At 67.3% G+C, this 16,349-nt stretch carries 13 protein-coding genes and 1 tRNA gene; 11 read left to right on the plus strand and 3 right to left on the minus strand.

What is annotated here, in order from left to right:
• From aroB to aroF, 3 genes are read right to left on the minus strand one after another with little or no spacing between them, the layout of a single operon-like run.
• A complete protein-coding gene (gene aroB / locus GDJ97_RS04255) occupies positions 1-1,098 on the minus strand; it encodes a 3-dehydroquinate synthase (protein WP_152069972.1) in 1,098 nt (365 codons plus the stop codon).
• A gap of 40 nt (positions 1,099-1,138) precedes the next feature.
• Positions 1,139-2,050 (minus strand): prephenate dehydrogenase/arogenate dehydrogenase family protein, encoded by a 912-nt coding sequence (locus GDJ97_RS04260; RefSeq protein WP_152069973.1) that lies wholly within the window; start codon positions 2,048-2,050, stop codon positions 1,139-1,141.
• A gap of 1 nt (position 2,051) precedes the next feature.
• The gene (aroF, locus tag GDJ97_RS04265; RefSeq protein WP_152069974.1) at positions 2,052-3,071 is read right to left on the minus strand and encodes a 3-deoxy-7-phosphoheptulonate synthase; all 1,020 of its coding nucleotides are present in this window, start codon (positions 3,069-3,071) and stop codon (positions 2,052-2,054) included.
• Between the two features lie 546 nt (positions 3,072-3,617).
• Here aroF and GDJ97_RS04270 point away from each other — a divergent pair.
• The 11 genes from GDJ97_RS04270 to mreC all read left to right on the plus strand — a co-directional run bounded on the left by GDJ97_RS04270 (position 3,618) and on the right by mreC (position 16,349).
• Positions 3,618-3,881, plus strand: a complete 264-nt coding sequence (locus tag GDJ97_RS04270; protein ID WP_152069975.1) for a hypothetical protein — start codon at positions 3,618-3,620, stop codon at positions 3,879-3,881.
• 258 nt (positions 3,882-4,139) lie between these two features.
• Positions 4,140-4,670, plus strand: a complete 531-nt coding sequence (locus tag GDJ97_RS04275; RefSeq protein ID WP_152069976.1) for a zinc ribbon domain-containing protein — start codon at positions 4,140-4,142, stop codon at positions 4,668-4,670.
• Between the two features lie 145 nt (positions 4,671-4,815).
• On the plus strand, positions 4,816-5,022 hold the full coding sequence (locus GDJ97_RS09820) for a DUF2752 domain-containing protein (RefSeq protein ID WP_226808825.1): 207 nt from the start codon (positions 4,816-4,818) through the stop codon (positions 5,020-5,022).
• Between the two features lie 283 nt (positions 5,023-5,305).
• A tRNA-Arg gene (locus GDJ97_RS04285) sits at positions 5,306-5,382 on the plus strand.
• Positions 5,383-5,465: 83 nt separating this feature from the next.
• Positions 5,466-8,189, plus strand: a complete 2,724-nt coding sequence (locus GDJ97_RS04290; RefSeq protein WP_152069978.1) for an HAD-IC family P-type ATPase — start codon at positions 5,466-5,468, stop codon at positions 8,187-8,189.
• 58 nt (positions 8,190-8,247) lie between these two features.
• Complete coding sequence (gene acnA / locus GDJ97_RS04295) at positions 8,248-10,911, plus strand: aconitate hydratase AcnA (protein WP_152069979.1); 2,664 nt, start codon at positions 8,248-8,250, stop codon at positions 10,909-10,911.
• 19 nt (positions 10,912-10,930) lie between these two features.
• Positions 10,931-12,058: a zinc ribbon domain-containing protein gene (locus GDJ97_RS04300; RefSeq protein ID WP_152069980.1), complete on the plus strand. Its 1,128-nt coding sequence runs from the start codon at positions 10,931-10,933 to the stop codon at positions 12,056-12,058.
• 127 nt (positions 12,059-12,185) lie between these two features.
• Positions 12,186-12,725, plus strand: coding sequence for a peptidylprolyl isomerase (locus GDJ97_RS04305; protein ID WP_152069981.1), 540 nt, complete (start codon positions 12,186-12,188; stop codon positions 12,723-12,725).
• Between the two features lie 57 nt (positions 12,726-12,782).
• A complete protein-coding gene (locus GDJ97_RS04310) occupies positions 12,783-14,207 on the plus strand; it encodes a tetratricopeptide repeat protein (RefSeq protein ID WP_152069982.1) in 1,425 nt (474 codons plus the stop codon).
• Between the two features lie 40 nt (positions 14,208-14,247).
• Positions 14,248-15,279: a rod shape-determining protein gene (locus GDJ97_RS04315; RefSeq protein WP_152070094.1), complete on the plus strand. Its 1,032-nt coding sequence runs from the start codon at positions 14,248-14,250 to the stop codon at positions 15,277-15,279.
• Between the two features lie 71 nt (positions 15,280-15,350).
• Positions 15,351-16,349: a rod shape-determining protein MreC gene (gene mreC / locus GDJ97_RS04320; RefSeq protein ID WP_152070095.1), complete on the plus strand. Its 999-nt coding sequence runs from the start codon at positions 15,351-15,353 to the stop codon at positions 16,347-16,349.

The raw sequence follows: 16,349 nt of genomic DNA on the forward strand, positions 1-16,349 counted from the left end.
TTAGCGGTCCTTTCCCGCGGAGACGCCCGCGCGGATGAGCTCGTGGAAGCGGGGGAGCGGCGTGCGTTCGATGACGCAGTCGCCCACGGCGTGGGGGATGACGAGATCGATGGCGTCGCCCGCACGCTTCTTGTCGTGGAGGGCGGCCTCGAAGAGTTCGTCGGCGTCCCAGGTGCAGGCCGTGGAGAGCCCGTGTGCGCGGCAGACGGCGTCGATGCGTTCGGCGAGGCCCGGCTCGCAGCCGCCCTCGGCCTCCACGGCGCGCGTGATGGCGACCATGCCGGCGGCCACGCACTCGCCGTGTCCGCGCTGGAAGTGCTCGCAGAGCTCGATGGCGTGGCCGATGCTGTGGCCGAAGTTCAGGAGCTTGCGCATGCCGTGCTCGTGCTCGTCGGCATCCACCACGTCGCGCTTGATGGCGACGTTGCGCGCCACGATGGTCTCCACGGCCGGCACGTTGGCCATGAGGAGGTCGAGCGTGAGCGGGGTGCCCTCGAGCACGGCGAAGAGCTCAGGGTCGGCGATCACGCCGTGCTTGATGACCTCGCCGCAGCCGTCGGCGAACTGGGCGGACTCGAGCGTGGCCAGGCAGCCCACGTCTGCGAGCACCGCGCGGGGCTGCCAGAAGGCCCCCGCCAGGTTCTTGCCGGCCTCGAGGTCGATGGCGGTCTTGCCGCCCACGGAGGAGTCCACCATGGCGAGCAGGCTCGTCGGCACCTGGACGTACGCGATTCCGCGCAGGTAGCTCGCCGCGGCAAAGCCCGCGAGGTCGCCCACCACGCCGCCGCCGAGGGCCACCACCGCGTCGCCGCGGGAGAGCTCGCTCTCGGCCAGGAACTCCAGGCAGTCCACGAGCGTGGCGGCGCGCTTTCGCTTCTCGCCCGCCTCGAAGGTGAAGGTATGGGGCTCGAGCCCGGCTTGCGTGAGGGAGGTGCGGACCACCTCGGCGTAGAGGGGGCCGACGTTCGTGTCGGTCACGATCGTGGTGCGCGTGGCGCCGGGACACGTCTCGCGCACGGTCTGGCCCACGCGCTCGAGTAGGAACGTGCCCACGTGGACGTCGTAGGGAGTGTCGGTATGTACGGGAATCAGCTGCATGGTTTCTCCTTGTATCGGGCGCCGCCGAGCGTCCGCGGGCCTATTCGTCGTCGAGCGCGCGCTTGATCCGATCTCCCTCGGCCAGGAGTTCCCGCAGGCGGTCGCGGTCGCCTGCGGCGAGGGCCTCGCGGTAGGCGGTGAGTGCACCGATGATCTGGTCGAGCTCGTACCCGAGCGGGCCGGCGTCGTCCATCATGAGCTCCGCCCACATGCCCGGGTTGAGGTGCGCCACGCGGGTGAGGTCCTTGTAGCTGCCTGCCGAGAAGCCGGCGTGGACCTGCGCGGTCGGACTCTTCACGTAGGCGTTCGAGACCACGTGGCAGAGCTGGCTGGTGAAGGCGATGACCCGGTCGTGCTCGGCGGGCGTGGTGACCGAGAAGCTGCCGAAGCCACAGGGCGCGAGGAGGCCGTGCACGCGGTCGAGCAGGTCCAGGCGCTCGGAGTCGGTGAGGTCCTCGGGGGGCACCAGCACCATGGGCGCCCCCCGGAAGAGGTCGGCGCGGGCGTGGGCGAAGCCGGAGAACTGCGTGCCCGCCATGGGGTGCGCACCGCAGAACGAGAAGCCGTGATCGCGCGCGAGCGGGAAGGCGGCGTCGCAGACGCGCTGCTTCACGCCGGCGGTGTCGATGACGACCGGGTGCGGGCCCAGGTCGTCGGCGCGCGCGACGAGCCAGTCGCAGCAGGCCCCGGGGTACGCCGCCAAGACGATGAGATCGCAGGTGGCAGCGGTCTCGGCTTCGAGGACGCCGGAGACCGTCTCCACGCGGGCCACGTCCATGACGTCGTCGCTCACGTCGTAGGCGAGGACGCGCCAGCCGGCGCGGGCGTACGCGCGGGCGAAGGAGCCGCCGATGAGGCCCAGGCCGAGGATCCCGACGGTGCCGGGCGCCGTTGTATCGGGCACCGCTGCGTTGCCGTCCGGCGTGTCCAGGGGACGCTCGGGGATGCCCATGCTACTCGGCCTCCGGGGTCACGACGGAGCGGATGTCGCGGATGCGCTCCATGGTCTCGTCGAACTGGTCGGGCGTTAGGGCCTGGGCACCGTCCGACCAGGCATGGCTCGGATCGTCGTGGACCTCGATCTCCAAGCCGTCGGCGCCGGCGGCGGTGGCGGCGAGCGCCATGGGCTCCACGTAGCGGGTGTAGCCGGTGGCGTGGCTCGGGTCCGCGATGATCGGCAGGTGCGAGAGGTAGTGGACCACGGGGATGGCGTTCAGGTCGAAGGTGTTGCGGGTGCGCGTCTCGTACGTGCGGATGCCGCGTTCGCAGAGTATGACGTTATCGTTGCCCTCGCTCATGATGTACTCGGCCGCCATGAGGAGTTCGTCCACCGTGCCTGAGAGCCCGCGCTTCAGGAGGATGGGGGTCTTGGTGCGGCCGACTTCCTTGAGCAGCGGGAAGTTCTGGGCGTTGCGGGCGCCGATCTGCATGACCTCGATCTTCTTGTCCAGGAAGAGCTGGACGTCGCGCGGATCCATGATCTCGGTGACGATGGGCATGTCCAGCTCGTCGGCCGCCTCGCGGAGCAGGTCGAGACCGTGCTCGCCCATGCCCTGGAAGGCGTAGGGGCTGGTACGGGGCTTGTAAGCGCCGCCTCGGAGCATGGTGGCGCCGGCGGCCTTCACGCGGCGAGCGATGCGGATGAGGTTCTCGCCCTCCACCGAGCAGGGTCCGGCGATGACCTGGAAGTGGCCGCCGCCGAGCAGCACGCCGTGCCCGCAGTCCACCACGGTGTCGGCGGGATGGAATTTGCGGTTCGCCTTCTTGAAGGGCTCGGAGACGCGCTGCACGCGCTCCACGATGTCCATGGACTCGAGCAGGAACGGGTCGATCTTGGTGGTGTCTCCCACGAGGCCGATGATGGTCTCGTTCTCGCCGTGGCTCACGTGGGTCTGTAGACCCTTCTTGTGGATCCAGGCGATCAGGTGCTCCTCGGCCTCGGGAGCGGCGTTCTTCTTCAGGATTGCGATCATATGTGCGGTCCTCCGTGCGGATTCGTTCTACAAAAGTCTCGTTAGTTTACTCCATCGCGATGGAGGGCGAGAGGTGGCGCGCGGAACGACGAGAGGCCGTCACATGCGGCGGGGGTGCGCAGGTGCGGAGCAAAACCACGCGATACTTTATCGGTTTATTGCGGCGCGGAAGAAAGCAGGCCGATACTTTATCGGTTTTCGATGGGCGCACCGGGTATCGCTCACTCTGACGCGCGTCTAACCTGATGTTTTATCTCCGAGCATCGTGTTCCTACTCATCGGGAGCCCGAAAACCGATAAAGTATCGGCCTGCTTTTTCTTGTTACGCGTTGAACCAATAAACTATCGTCGAGTTTTCGGCTAAGCAGCATGCGCCATCGAGTCTAGCCTGCTTGCTCCGGTTCCGCGGGCCGTTGCCAAGCGGATGTGCCGCCACGAGGGCTGCGTCCCGAACTTTGGTGTATGAGCACCGCGCGATGTAGCGCGGCCGCCCCCTTTGGAATCGTCATCACCACAACAACCGGTTCTGAAGAAAGGACAGCCGCTATGGACAATTTAACTGAAAACACCGCAGCGAACCGCGTCGTTCTCAGGGAGGACGGTACCATCGACCCGAACGCCGCCGCGCTCCTCGAGGGCGCGCTGAACGCGGTGATGGACGAGCGGGCCTCCGAGCTGGGCGCCGTGCGCGCCGGCTACCGCGAGCGCGCCGGCTGCACCTGCGTCGGAAGGATCGCGCCGCGCCGTTCGTGCTCGCCTACCTCGACTTCCCGCGCGAGCACGGCAGGTGCGTGTTTGTTAACGTCGTGATTGCGGGAAGGGAAGGTCGCGTGGACTGGACCACGATCGACGGGCCCGAAGGGGGATGTACGCCACTTTTCGCCGCACGCCTCTGGAACCGCATCTACCGCACAAAAGACGTCATATGAACCCTAAAACGTTGCGTACCCGTCGCAGCCATACCCAGCGACACGCCAGGTAAACCCCATCAAATTGTTGCTCAACGGATTCAGACTTCGCGCTCGTAGACTGTAGTCGCCATTCCTGCAATGAGAAAGGAACACAGCTATGGCCATGACTACCTGCCTCGAATGTGGCAAGCCTGTATCCGATAGCGCCCAGACCTGCCCGAGCTGCGGATACGCGCTCCACCCGCATGACACAAACCACATAAGGCGTGCTGCCTTCCGATCGGGCGGCATCACCGGTTTCATCGGCGGTATGGGATACATCGTGCTCTTAGCGCTTCTCTCTGCTGGCATCTTCAACAATCCTGCGAATGACACCACAACGAGCGATGTCAGCGTCAGCGTGGAGTCCGGTCAGAATCCGCTCATGTTCGAAGTCGGACTCATTGCCGTCGTCGCTGTTACCGCTCTGTTCCTTGCGGGCATCATCCTTGGTAACCGGCTTCACAAGCGCCCCGCCATCATCCTTGCCTCCATCACCCTCGTTATATCGGTCATCGGCATGCTCGGCACCTTTTTCTTCTTCGGCATGCTCGCCCTCTGCGGTGGTTGGCTTTTCATGTGGCAGCCGGCCCTGGAAGTTATCGGTGCGTACAAAATGCTATCAAGCGCGTTGAAATATGAAGCGTGATACCCGGAGCAACAGGGTGTTGCCCAATAGAATCTGCGTGATATGGTTCGACCCCGCTTTCACGGGCGCCCGCACGACCACGTATACCGTCATCCTTGCCCTGTCCATGTTCATGATGGTCGCGCACGTGCATTATGCCTATTCAATGAGCGGTGAACCGTGCCTCGGTTGTGGGTTCAGGACTGCCGTGCGCCTTCTCTTGCAGGGCGATATAGCAGGATCGGTGATCTTGAACCAGCTCATCCTCCCTGCCGTTGTGTTCACCTGCTTCGCCCTCATCGATACGCTGGCAATCTTCCGAGACCGTCGCAGCAAAGTCCAACGAACGACCTCTGTGGAGCTCCAAAAGTAAGCCGAACGATACGGTTGGTTGGCTCAGGTTAGGTTGACTCACTCGCGGCAAAACCACGTCCATGCCAGAAGTGGAGGCATCTGAATGAAAATCGTCGGTGGAAATGCCAGATGCCGGGGGGATGTGAACGCTTGAGCCGCCTCGTATCGTTCACACCCCAAGCAACCTGGCATCCACGGTTCCTGTGCGGTAACCAACCGTGGCAACCAACCCACCGCCACCGCACCGGCTCCACACTCTAATTTGCGCTCATCCCCGATTGCCGTATAATGATTTCCGTCGTGCCCCGTTAGCTCAGTGGATTAGAGCGTCTGCCTCCGGAGCAGAAGGCCGTAGGTTCGAACCCTATACGGGGCACCAGCGTCGCACGTCCGCGCCCGTACCGGCCCCCGGTCCGGGCGCTTTTACTATCGCGGCTCCGGGACCGCGCCATCGGAGGACCCATGTCTGAACCGGTAGGGGAAGCGCGCGGTCTCACCTCCGCAGAGGTCGAGCAACGCATCGCCACGGGCAAGGTCAACGTCAACACGGGCATCAAGACCAAATCGGTCCGGGAGCTCTTCGCTGAGAACCTCTTCACCATCTTTAACCTCATCAACCTCGTCCTCGCCCTCTTGGTGCTTGCCACGGGCTCGTGGAAGAACATCGGCTTTTTGGGCATCGTGGTGCTGAACACGGGCATCGGCGTCGTGCAGGCGCTTCGTTCCAAGCGCATGGTGGACAAGCTCACGCTCCTCGCTACCAAGAAGGCCGTGGTCGTCCGCGACGGCGTCGAGGTCGAGCTCGACCTCGAGCAGATCGTGCAGGACGACCTCGTGAAGCTCGGCCGCGGCGACCAGATCCCCGCCGACGCCGTGGTGGTCTCGGGCGAGGCGAGCGTGAACGAGAGCCTCCTCACCGGCGAGAGCGACCTCATCCGCAAACAGCCGGGCGACCATCTCATGTCGGGCAGCTTCCTCGACTCCGGCCTGGTCTTCGCTCGCGTTGAGCACGTGGGCGCCGAGAACTACGTGGCCAAGATCAACGCCCAGGCCAAGTACGTCAAGAAGGTCAACTCCGAGATCATGAACTCGCTGAACGGCATCGTGCGGTTCGCGGGCGTGCTCATGATCCCCATCGGCATCGGGCTGTTCTGGGCGAGCGCGTCCGAGCTCCAGCGCCGTGCGGGGGACACGGGCGGGCTCCTGCCGTGGCTCGCCGCGGAGGTGCTCGCCGGCCGCGTGCCGAGCTCGGCCATCCTCTCCACGGTGGGGGCTCTTCTGGGCATGATCCCCCAGGGCCTGGTGCTCCTCACCTCCTCGGTCCTCGCGATCGCCACCGTCCGCCTCGCCCGCAAGAAGGTGCTCGCGCAGCAGCTCTACTGCATCGAGACGCTCGCCCGCGTGGACGTGCTCTGCCTGGACAAGACGGGCACCATCACCTCGGGCCACATGGAGGTCGCCGGTACCTACACGCTGGACGAGGTCGGCGACGCCGCCCCCGCCGCCGATGACGCGGCGTCCCGTCGGCTCGCCCTCGCCCTCTCCGGCGTGGCCCGGGCCACGGCGGAGGACGCCAACGAGACCTGCCAGGCCATTCTTGCGCATTACGCCAGCACGGACCTGCACGAGCCCTGCGTGGAGCGCGTGGTGCCCTTCTCCTCCGCCAAGAAGTGGAGCGGCGCCAGCTTCGACGGGACGAGCTTCGTCATGGGCGCCGCGCAGTTCGTGCTGGCGCCCGAGGCCTTCGCACGCATCGAGGGCGCGGTGTCCGAGCTTGCCCAGAGCTGCCGCGTGCTCGTGGTGGCCGAGGTGGACGGCTTCACCGAGGAGGGCGACCTGGTGGGGGAGGCCCGCCCGCTCGGTCTCGTGACCATCCGCGACGAGATTCGTTCCTCCGCGGCCGAGACCATCGGCTACTTCAAGGACCAGGGCGTCACCCTGAACGTCATCTCGGGCGACGATCCGCGTACGGTCTCGGGCATCGCCGCCACGGTGGGCATCCCCGGCGCCTGCGCCTACGTGGACGCCACCAAGCTCGACACGCCCGCCAAGATCGACGCCGCCGTCGACCGCTACCACGTCTTCGGCCGCGTGACTCCCGAGCAGAAGCGCGAGCTCGTGTGCGCGCTCAAGCGGCGCGGCCACACCGTGGCCATGACGGGCGACGGCGTGAACGACGTGCTCGCGCTGAAGGAGGCCGACTGCTCCGTGGCCATGGCCGCAGGCTCGGACGCCGCGCGCAACGTGGCCGAGATCGTGCTCGTTGACAACGACTTCGCAAGCATGCCGGCCGTGGTTGCCGAGGGCCGGCGCTCCATCAACAACCTGCAGCGCTCCGCGGCGCTCTTCCTCACCAAGACGCTCTTCTCCATGATGCTCGCTGTGATCTGCATCGCATTTCCGCCGTACCCCTTCGAGCCCATCCAGATGACGCTCATCAACTTCTTCTGCATCGGAATGCCGGGCTTTGTACTGGGCCTCGAGCCCAACCGCGCCCGGGTGGAGGGCAAGTTCATCCTGAACGTGGTGCGCCGCGCGCTGCCGGCGTCCGCGGGCGTGGTGGCCGCCGCGCTCCTCTGCATGGCATCCGCCTCGTTCTTCGGCTACTCCGACCTGCAGCTCTCCACCATGTGCCTGGTGACCACGAGCGCCGTGGCGACCTGCCTCATCTGGCGTATCTCGCAGCCCTTCACGCCACTGCGCCGGGCGCTGCTGGTCGTCGTGGTTGCGGGGCTCGCCGCGGGCGTGCTCGGGTTCCCCGGCATCTTCAGCATCGCGCGGCTCTCCGGGGGGATGGTCGGGCTCATGGCGGTGAACGCCACCGTGGGATGCGTCGTCTTCAAGTACTTCGCCGACTTCATGTCGCGTCAGACCGACCACGGCCGGCGCGTCCCCGCCACGGGATTCGGCCGCGGCGTGCAGGTGCGCATGGGGAAGCGGAGCCGTCGCACGGTCTCGAGCACCGGCTCGAGCATGCGCCGCTGGGCCAAGAAGGTTCGCTCCACGGTCCAGCGTCGACGCGAGGAAACGGCGAGCGCGCGCGCCCAGGAGCGGGCCGAGGAGTCTGCCGAGCGGGGCTTGGAGCAGGCTCGTCCCCAGGAGCCGCGGCGCGTCGCCAAGCGCGTCTCGCGCGCCTCGGATGGTATCCGCGTGAAGATGCCGCGCAAGAAGAAAACGGACAAGTAGGGCGCGTACAACAGATACACTGATAGCGCTTTAGCAAACAAAAGCAGGGGAGATCGATATGTCCGAGGAACGCTTCGCCGAACATGAGCTGGTCGCGGGTGGCTGCGCGTACACCTACTATGCTGTGCACGATATTCCCGGCGCGGACCGGCTGCCCGTGTCGCTGCAGGTCCTCGTGGAGAACGTGCTCCGCTGCGTGGCCGACCCGGTCGAGGCGCGCGCCCAGGCCGAGGCCATCGTGCGCGCGGGCCTTGCCGGCGAGGCGGGTCCCGAGATCGAGTTCATGCCGGCGCGCGTGCTCTTCCAGGATTTCACCGGCGTGCCCGTCTTCGTCGACTTCGCCGCTATGCGCGATGCCGCTGCGGCGCGCGGGGGAGACCCCGAGCGCGTGAACCCGCAGATTCCCTGCACGCTCGTCGTGGACCATTCCGTTGCCGCCGACGTGGTCTCCTGCGCCTGCGCCGCCGCCGAGAACGCGCGGATCGAGGCCGAGCGCAACGCCGAGCGCTTCGCCTTCCTCAAGTGGAGCCAGGTGTCCTTTGAGAACGTCAAGATCGTTCCGCCCGGACAGGGCATCTGCCACCAGCTGAACATCGAGCGCTTCTGCCGGGTGGCCATGGAGGGGCCCGCCGCGCACCGCGTCGCGGACGCCCCCGCGCTCGCGTTCGACACGCTCGTGGGCACCGATTCCCACACCACCACGGCCAACGGCATGGGTGTGCTCGGCTGGGGCGTGGGAGGTATCGAGGCCGAGGCTGCGGCGCTTGGCCAGCCCATCACCATGCTCGTGCCCGAGGTCGTGGGCGTTCGCCTGGTGGGCGAGCTCGGCCATGCGGCCTCGGCCATGGACGTCGCGCTCACCTTCGCCGAGCGCTTGCGCGCGCTGGGCGTGGTGGGCAAACTCGTGGAGTGCTTCGGCCCCGGCGTCTCGGCGCTCACGGCCACGCAGCGCGCCACCATCTCCAACATGACCCCCGAGTACGGCGCCACCGCCACGCTTTTCCCCGCGGACGCGGCCGTCCTCGCGCAGCTCGAGCTCTCCGGCCGCGCGCCGGAGCAGCTCGCCATCACGCGCGCCTACCTCGCCGCGCAGGGCCTGGACGACGCCGCGCCCCAACCCGAGCGCGTGTTCTCGCAGGTGGTCGAGATCGACCTCTCGGCCATCCGTCCCACGCTCGCCGGCCCCTCTCGTCCGCACAACCGGGTGGACGTGGCCGCCCTTCCCGCGCGCTTCGAGGACGCGCTCGCGGGGCACGGCCGCACGCCGGGCGGCAGCTTCCCGGTCGCCTTCGATGGGGAAACCTACGAGCTTCGCCATGGTGCCATCGCCATCGCCGCGGTGACCAGCTGCACCACCGCCACCGACCCGGCCATGATGGTGGCCGCCGGCCTCGTGGCGAAGCGCGCCTGCGAGCTCGGCGCCGAGCCCCTGCCTTGGGTGAAGAAGGTGCTCGCTCCCGGCTCCCATGCCACCACGGAGCTACTCGAGCGCGCGGGCCTGCTCGAGTCGCTCGCACGTCAGGGTTTCGCCACCTGCGGCTACGGCTGCATGAGCTGCATCGGCAACTCCGGCCCCGTCTTCGCCCCGATGCACGAGATCGCCGGCGACTGCGAGCTCACGAGCGTGCTTTCGGGCAACCGCAACTTCGACGGGCGCATCTCGCCCGACGTCGCCCAGAACTACCTGGCCGCTCCGGCGCTCGTGGTCGCCTACGCCCTCGCCGGGACCGTCGAGGTAGACCTTGAGCACCAGCCCGTCTGCCAGGGCACCGACGGTCCGGTCTTCCTTGCCGACCTGCTGCCTTCCGACGAGGAAGTCGCCGACGTTCTTTCTCGCGTGCTCGACCCGAGCCTCTATGAGGGCGCCGACGCCGCGCTTTACCAGGGCGACGAGCACTGGCGCGCGCTCGCCGCGGAACCCAGCCCCACGTTCTCATGGGACCCCGCCTCCACCTACGTGCGCCGTCCCTCGTACTTCGAGGACGCGCGCCCCGGTACCTCGTTCTCGCTCGAGGGCGCGCGCTGCCTGGCGCTCTTGCCCGACTTCGTGACCACCGACCACATCTCACCCGCCGGCGCCATCGCCCCCGATTCGCCCGCCGCGGCCTACCTGCGCGAGCGCGGCATCGCCGACGCCGATTTCAACACCTACGGCAGCCGTCGCGGCAACCACGAGGTCATGATGCGCGGCACCTTCGCTAACGTGAAGCTTGAGAACGCGCTGGCCAGTGGCCGCGTGGGCGGTTGGACGCGCGATCCCTTCTCGGGCGAGATCGTGAGCATCTTCGACGCCGCCGAGAGCGCCCGCGCCCACGGTGCCCCGCTCGTGGTCGTCGCCGGCAAGATGTACGGATCCGGCAGCTCGCGCGACTGGGCCGCCAAGGGTCCGGGCCTGCTCGGCGTGCGCGCCGTCATCGCCCAGAGCTTCGAGCGCATCCACCGCTCCAACCTGGTCGGCATGGGCATCCTGCCCCTCCAGTTCCTGGAGGGCGAGAGCGCGCAGTCGCTCGGCCTCACCGGGCGCGAGGTGTTCGGCATCGACGACGTCTCGTTCCCGCCCGCGGGCCCGCTTCCCATGCTCGCCCAAGTGCACGCGGTGCGCGAGGACGGTTCCGAGGTGGCATTCCAGGCGCGGGTGCGCGTGGACACGGCAACGGAGGCGGCGTATCTCCGCGCCGGTGGCATCCTGCCCTTCGTGCTGAATAGCCTGCTCGATCGATAGGGATTCCGAAAGGTGGGACATGATCTGCCCCCATTGCCTGAAAAGCGTTGACGACGACGTGTCGTTCTGTCCGCATTGCCATTCGTACCTGGGTTCTGGCGCTTCGAGCCATTCCGAGTTCGTCTTCTGCGAGGGCTGCGGCGCGCGCCTCCACCCGAAGGACCGCACCTGTCCCAAGTGCGGGCGTCCGGCCCCCGGCATCCTCTCCGCGGATTCGGCCTCCTCTGACCTGGCGGCTGGACGGACGGCGAGCTTCCCGCGTCTTTCGCACCAGATGATCGAATCGGAGCTTCCCGACCTCAAGCACGATGCCATGACCGCGTCCCGGACCGTCCATGAGGAGGTTGACCCGTTCGCCACGAGCGTGCTCGACGCCGGCGACATCGCCGCCGCCGAGCGTTCCGGGGAGAGCCGCGTGGCTCCCGCGGCGACGTCGGACGACGAGACGGCCGACCCGTACCACAAGCCCCGCCGCCGGTGGGTCCGGCGCCTCCTTGCCTGCCTGGTCCTGGTGGCGCTCGTGGGCGGCGGCGTGTGGTTCGTCCGCGAGGACCCACTGGGAGTCATGCCCACCGCCGTCTCGCGGCTCAAGAGCTCGGCGAGCCAGATGTTCCCCAGCCGCCAGCGGGCCGAGGCGGGCTCGGCGGGCGGGGCCGCGGCATCGACGGCGGAGCAGCCGCAAGACGAGGTGCTCACCGACGCTCAGGCATACCAGCGGCTGGTCACCCTGTACGAGACGATTACCGCGCAGCACGACGCGCTCTCCCAGATCGTGGACGACTACAACGGCGGGTTCATCGCCTCGGACCTGAATCGTCGCAAGAGCGCCTCCGAGGGGGCCTACGCCGCGCGCGACGCCCTGGATACCGCGATCGATGAGCTGAAATCACTCAGACTCGCCGATGGTTCCGCCTACTCCCAGGAGGTTCAGAACCTGCTCGAGCTCGCGGGCTGGGTCCGGTCGCGCGTGGACATCTACTGCGTCTCCTGGGATATCTCGCTCTCCTTTACAGGGGACGACCTCCCGCGCGAGCATCAATCCGAGATTCTCGCCCCCCTGCGCGAGCGCGCCCAGGAGGACGAGGACGCCAAGACGAGCTTCTACGCCCACGTGAACGAGTACAAGCCGCAGCAGCCCGCCGCCTGAGAGCGGGCGGCGGCATGGCGCGACCGCCGTTCCCCGCTCGGGCGGTCGCGCCATGCCGAATATGTGAATGCCCCTGCTTCTTGCTAGAATCATTGGGATACGACGATTCTTCCCGGGAAGGGGATGTATGTTCGGACAGAAGCTCCATCAGCCCGACTACCAGCTCGCCGGCGACGAGGGTGCCGTCATCACCACGTCAAAGGGGACCATCAAGGTCAAGCTCGACACGGTGGGCGCCCCCATCCACGCCGCAAACTTCTGCGAGCTCGCCACCATGGGGTTCTACGACGGTCTCAAGTTCCATCGCTACGTGCCCGGCTTCGTGATCCAGGGCGGTTGCCCCAACACGCGCGACATGACGCCCGAGCAGGTGGCGGCGGGCGAGCCCGGCCCCGACGGCATGCCCGGTACCGGCGGCCCCGGCTGGTGCATCAAGGGCGAGTTCGCCACCAACCCCAATAACAGCCATGTTGACGGAGCGCTCGCCATGGCACGCTCCATGAACCCGGATTCCGCGGGCTCCCAGTTCTATTTCTGCCTGGGTGCCCAGCACAACCTCGATTCCGGTTACACCGTCTTCGGCACCACGCTTGAGGGCCTCGACGTCATTCGCCGGCTGCGCGCGGGCGACGTCATCGAGCACGTGGAGATCATCCACGAGGCTTAAAGCCCAGCGGGCGGGGCTTCCCGCCACCCATTCGCACGCTCAAGGTAAGGAGCACACGTGAACGCCCAACTTCTCGAGAACGCTCGCAACGCCTATCGCGCCGGGGACTTCGCCCAGGCGGCCCAGCTCTTCGCCGCGGCCAAGCAGCCCGGCGAGGCGGCGGGGGAGGCTGACCACCTGCGCGGCAACTCGCTCATGCGCCTGGGTCTCTTCCGTGACGCCGCCATCGCCTACGGCGAGGCGCTTGCCGACGCCTCCTACGGCCGTCGCGGCGCGCTGCTTACCAACCAGGGCAAGGCCTACGCCGCCTCGGGCGACTTCGCGAGCGCCCAGGCGAGCTTCCAGGCCGCCACGCAGGACGCGAGCTACGCCACTCCGTACAAGGCGTATCTCGGCCTTGGCGACGCGCTGCTCGAGTCGGGCGACCCCACCAACGCCGGCGTGGCTTTCCGCCAGGCCGCCATCGACGGGACCAACCCCGCCCCCGCCCTGGCGCTCGCCAAGCTCGGTGCCTGTTTCCTGAAGATCGGTCGCGCCCAGGACGCCGCCGAGTCCTACCGGACCGCCGTCGACTACGCCGGCCCGCAGGACGACACGCGCTCCATCCAGGCCGGCCTGGGCCAGGCCCTCGCCGCCTGCGGTCGTCCGCAGGACGCGGTGGACGCCTTCCAGCGTGCAACGTCCGATGGCCTCTACCAGCTTACCGCCGAGGAAGCCGCCTCGTTCCAGTCGGCACAGGACGCCCTCTCGACCAGCCGCTCCATGGCGCCTGTCGCGGATGCGCCCCTGACCCCCGCCGTGGACCCACTCGACCCGCTCGGCAAGTCCGGACAGTTCATGCCCGACCCTTCCGACACCGGCTTCTTCACGCTCTCCGAGTCCGAGATGATCCAGCAGGACAAGGTCCAGCAGAAGGTGCGTCGCAAGCACAACCACACCGGCCTCAAGGTGTTCCTCACCATCTTCGTGCTGCTCGTGATCGTCGCGGGCGGTCTCGCCTTCGCCTACACGCGCGGGTTCGGCTATCCCAGCCAGCAGAGCTCGCTCACGGGCCTCTTCACCGCGGTGACGGATGGTTCCAGCACCGATGAGTACCTCGCCTCTGGGCTTTCCGACGATGCCAAGGCCGTGATCACGTCCACCATCCCGCAGGGCGCCACGCCCGCGATCGAGGGCATGGACCAATCCATGACGGAGTCCACGGCCACGGTCAAGGTGACGCTCTCCAAGGGCGGTACCCAGACCTACGAGGTCGGCTTCGTGCGCGAGGGTCTGGGCTGGCGCGTCTCGAGCGTGACCGTCGACCTCTCCGGCAACGGGAGCGACGCCACGGGCACTACCACCAATTCCACGAAGACCGATACCGGCTCCGCGGCCACGGACGCCTCCGCGGCGGACACGGCGGCTACCGATGGCGCCTCCAGCACCGATACCGCCGCGACGACCGACGGCACCGCTGCGACGACCGGCACCTCCAACTAGACCCTGACGACCACCTGGGAGCGTACCTGTGTTTTCCCTCATGGACATGTTCTTCGGACAGTACGACGGAGACCTCGCTATCGATCTCGGCACCGCGAACACGCTCGTGTCGGTTCGCGGCAAGGGCATCGTCCTTCGCGAGCCCTCCGTGGTCGCCATCAACAAGGACGATGAGCGCATCCTCGCCGTGGGCATCGAGGCCAAGCGCATGCTCGGCCGTACCCCCGGCAACATCGTGGCCGTGCGTCCCCTGAAGGACGGCGTGATCGCCGACTTCGACGTCACCGAGGCCATGCTTCGCTACTTCATCGACAAGGCGAGCGAGAAGCGCTATCCCTGGACACCGCGGCCCCGCGTGGTCGTCTGCGTGCCCTCGGGCGTGACGTCGGTGGAGAAGCGTGCCGTCTTCGAGGCGACCATCCAGGCCGGCGCGCGCCAGGCGTACCTCATCGAGGAGCCCATGGCCGCCGCCATCGGCGCCGACCTTCCCGTTGAGGAGCCCACCGGCTCCATGGTCATCGACATCGGCGGCGGCACCACCGAGGTCGCCGTCATCGCCATGGGCGGCATCGTCGTCTCCCAGTCCATCCGCGTGGCGGGTGATGAGTTCGACCAGGCCATTCTCACCCATGTTCGCGACGCCTACAACCTGGCGATCGGCGAGCGCACAGCCGAGGACATCAAGATCAAGGTCGGTTCCGCGGTGCCGCTCAAGGACGAGCTCGATGTGGAGGTCAACGGCCGCGACGTGATCTCGGGCCTGCCCAAGACGGTTCGCATCGAGAGCGAGGAGATTCGCCGCGCCCTCCAGAAGCCGCTCGACGAGATGACCAAGGCCGTGAAGGACGCGCTCGACGCCACGCCGCCCGACCTCGCCTCCGACCTCATGTACTACGGCATCCTGCTCACCGGCGGCGGCGCGCTCCTGCGCGGTCTCGACATCCGCCTGCGCGACGAGACCGGTGTGGCCGTGAACGTCAGCCCCACCGCGCTCGACAACGTCGTCAACGGGTGCGCGCGCGTGCTCGAGGCGAACGCGTTCGACGGCGGCTTCGTTCAGAGCAACGCCTAGAAGGAGACCCTGTTTTGGCGAAAAGCCCCAGGTACTCAGCACAACTGGGCGGCAAGCGACAGTCTTCGGGCATGGCTCAGCTCGTCGTTTGCTGCCTGATATCCCTGTTGCTGCTCACGTTCTACGTGCGCGAGGGCGACGGCGGCATCGTACACGGCGTGCGCGGCGCGGTCGAGACCGTGACCACGCCCGTGCAGATGCTCGGTTCTCTCGTGACCGCGCCCTTCGGCGCGCTCGGCAACGCGGCAGAGAACCTCTCCGCCTCCCGGGAGACGCTTTCGGACCTCAAGAAGCAGAATGCCGAGCTCACGGCCAAGGTGGCCGAGCTCTCGGAGGCCGAGGCCACGGCAACCCGTTTGGAGGGGCTGCTCGGCCTGCAGTCAACCTATAAGCTGAAGTCCACCGCCGCCCGCATCATCGGCGGCTCCGGCAGCTCGTGGTCGAAGACCGTCACGATCGACAAGGGCTCGGCCGCCGGACTCACCGTCGGCATGCCGGTCTGCAACTCCGTGGGCGTGATCGGTCAGATCGTGGAGGTCTCGGCCACCTCGGCGACCGTGCGCCTGATCACCGACGAGCAGTCCGGCGTCTCCGCGATGATCCAGAGCTCGCGCGCCCAGGGTATGCTGCTCGGCCAGTCCGACGGCACGCTTCGCCTGTCCTACGTGTCGGCTGACGCCGAGGTGAAGGCCGGCGATATCGTGATCACCTCGGGCATCGGCGGCGTCTTCCCCAAGGGTCTGCCGCTCGGCACCGTCTCCTCGGTCACCAAGGATTCCAACTCCTCGTACTACACCATCGTGGTGCGCGCCCAGGCCTCGGCCGAGAGCAACGAGGAGGTGCTGGTCGTCACCGCGCTGAGCGATGACCAAGTGGCCTCCGATGAAGAGGTGGCGGGCGCCAACGCCACGCCGCAGGGCAGTTCCTCCACCGACGCTTCAGCGGGAACCTCGACGGATGGTTCGTCCGGCTCGTCCTCGATCTCCACCGATTCCCAGTCCACGGATTCCAAGAGCTCGTCCACGAATACCCCTTCCACCTCGACCACTACCACGACGGGAGGGCAGTAG

The sequence above is a fragment of the Collinsella sp. AK_207A genome (assembly GCF_902501965.1).
GTDB lineage: Bacteria > Actinomycetota > Coriobacteriia > Coriobacteriales > Coriobacteriaceae > Collinsella.

Bases quoted from the DNA above. Each gene is read 5' to 3' on its own strand.
- GDJ97_RS04305 (WP_152069981.1), top strand. From the start codon at position 12,186: ATGTTCGGACAGAAGCTCCATCAGCCCGACTACCAGCTCGCCGGCGAC.
- GDJ97_RS04300 (WP_152069980.1), top strand. From the start codon at position 10,931: ATGATCTGCCCCCATTGCCTGAAAAGCGTTGACGACGACGTGTCGTTC.
- GDJ97_RS04270 (WP_152069975.1), top strand. From the start codon at position 3,618: ATGGACAATTTAACTGAAAACACCGCAGCGAACCGCGTCGTTCTCAGG.
- GDJ97_RS04275 (WP_152069976.1), top strand. From the start codon at position 4,140: ATGGCCATGACTACCTGCCTCGAATGTGGCAAGCCTGTATCCGATAGC.
- GDJ97_RS09820 (WP_226808825.1), top strand. From the start codon at position 4,816: ATGAGCGGTGAACCGTGCCTCGGTTGTGGGTTCAGGACTGCCGTGCGC.
- GDJ97_RS04315 (WP_152070094.1), top strand. From the start codon at position 14,248: ATGGACATGTTCTTCGGACAGTACGACGGAGACCTCGCTATCGATCTC.
- acnA (WP_152069979.1), top strand. From the start codon at position 8,248: ATGTCCGAGGAACGCTTCGCCGAACATGAGCTGGTCGCGGGTGGCTGC.
- GDJ97_RS04260 (WP_152069973.1), bottom strand. From the start codon at position 2,050: ATGGGCATCCCCGAGCGTCCCCTGGACACGCCGGACGGCAACGCAGCG.
- aroF (WP_152069974.1), bottom strand. From the start codon at position 3,071: ATGATCGCAATCCTGAAGAAGAACGCCGCTCCCGAGGCCGAGGAGCAC.
- GDJ97_RS04290 (WP_152069978.1), top strand. From the start codon at position 5,466: ATGTCTGAACCGGTAGGGGAAGCGCGCGGTCTCACCTCCGCAGAGGTC.
- aroB (WP_152069972.1), bottom strand. From the start codon at position 1,098: ATGCAGCTGATTCCCGTACATACCGACACTCCCTACGACGTCCACGTG.
- mreC (WP_152070095.1), top strand. From the start codon at position 15,351: ATGGCTCAGCTCGTCGTTTGCTGCCTGATATCCCTGTTGCTGCTCACG.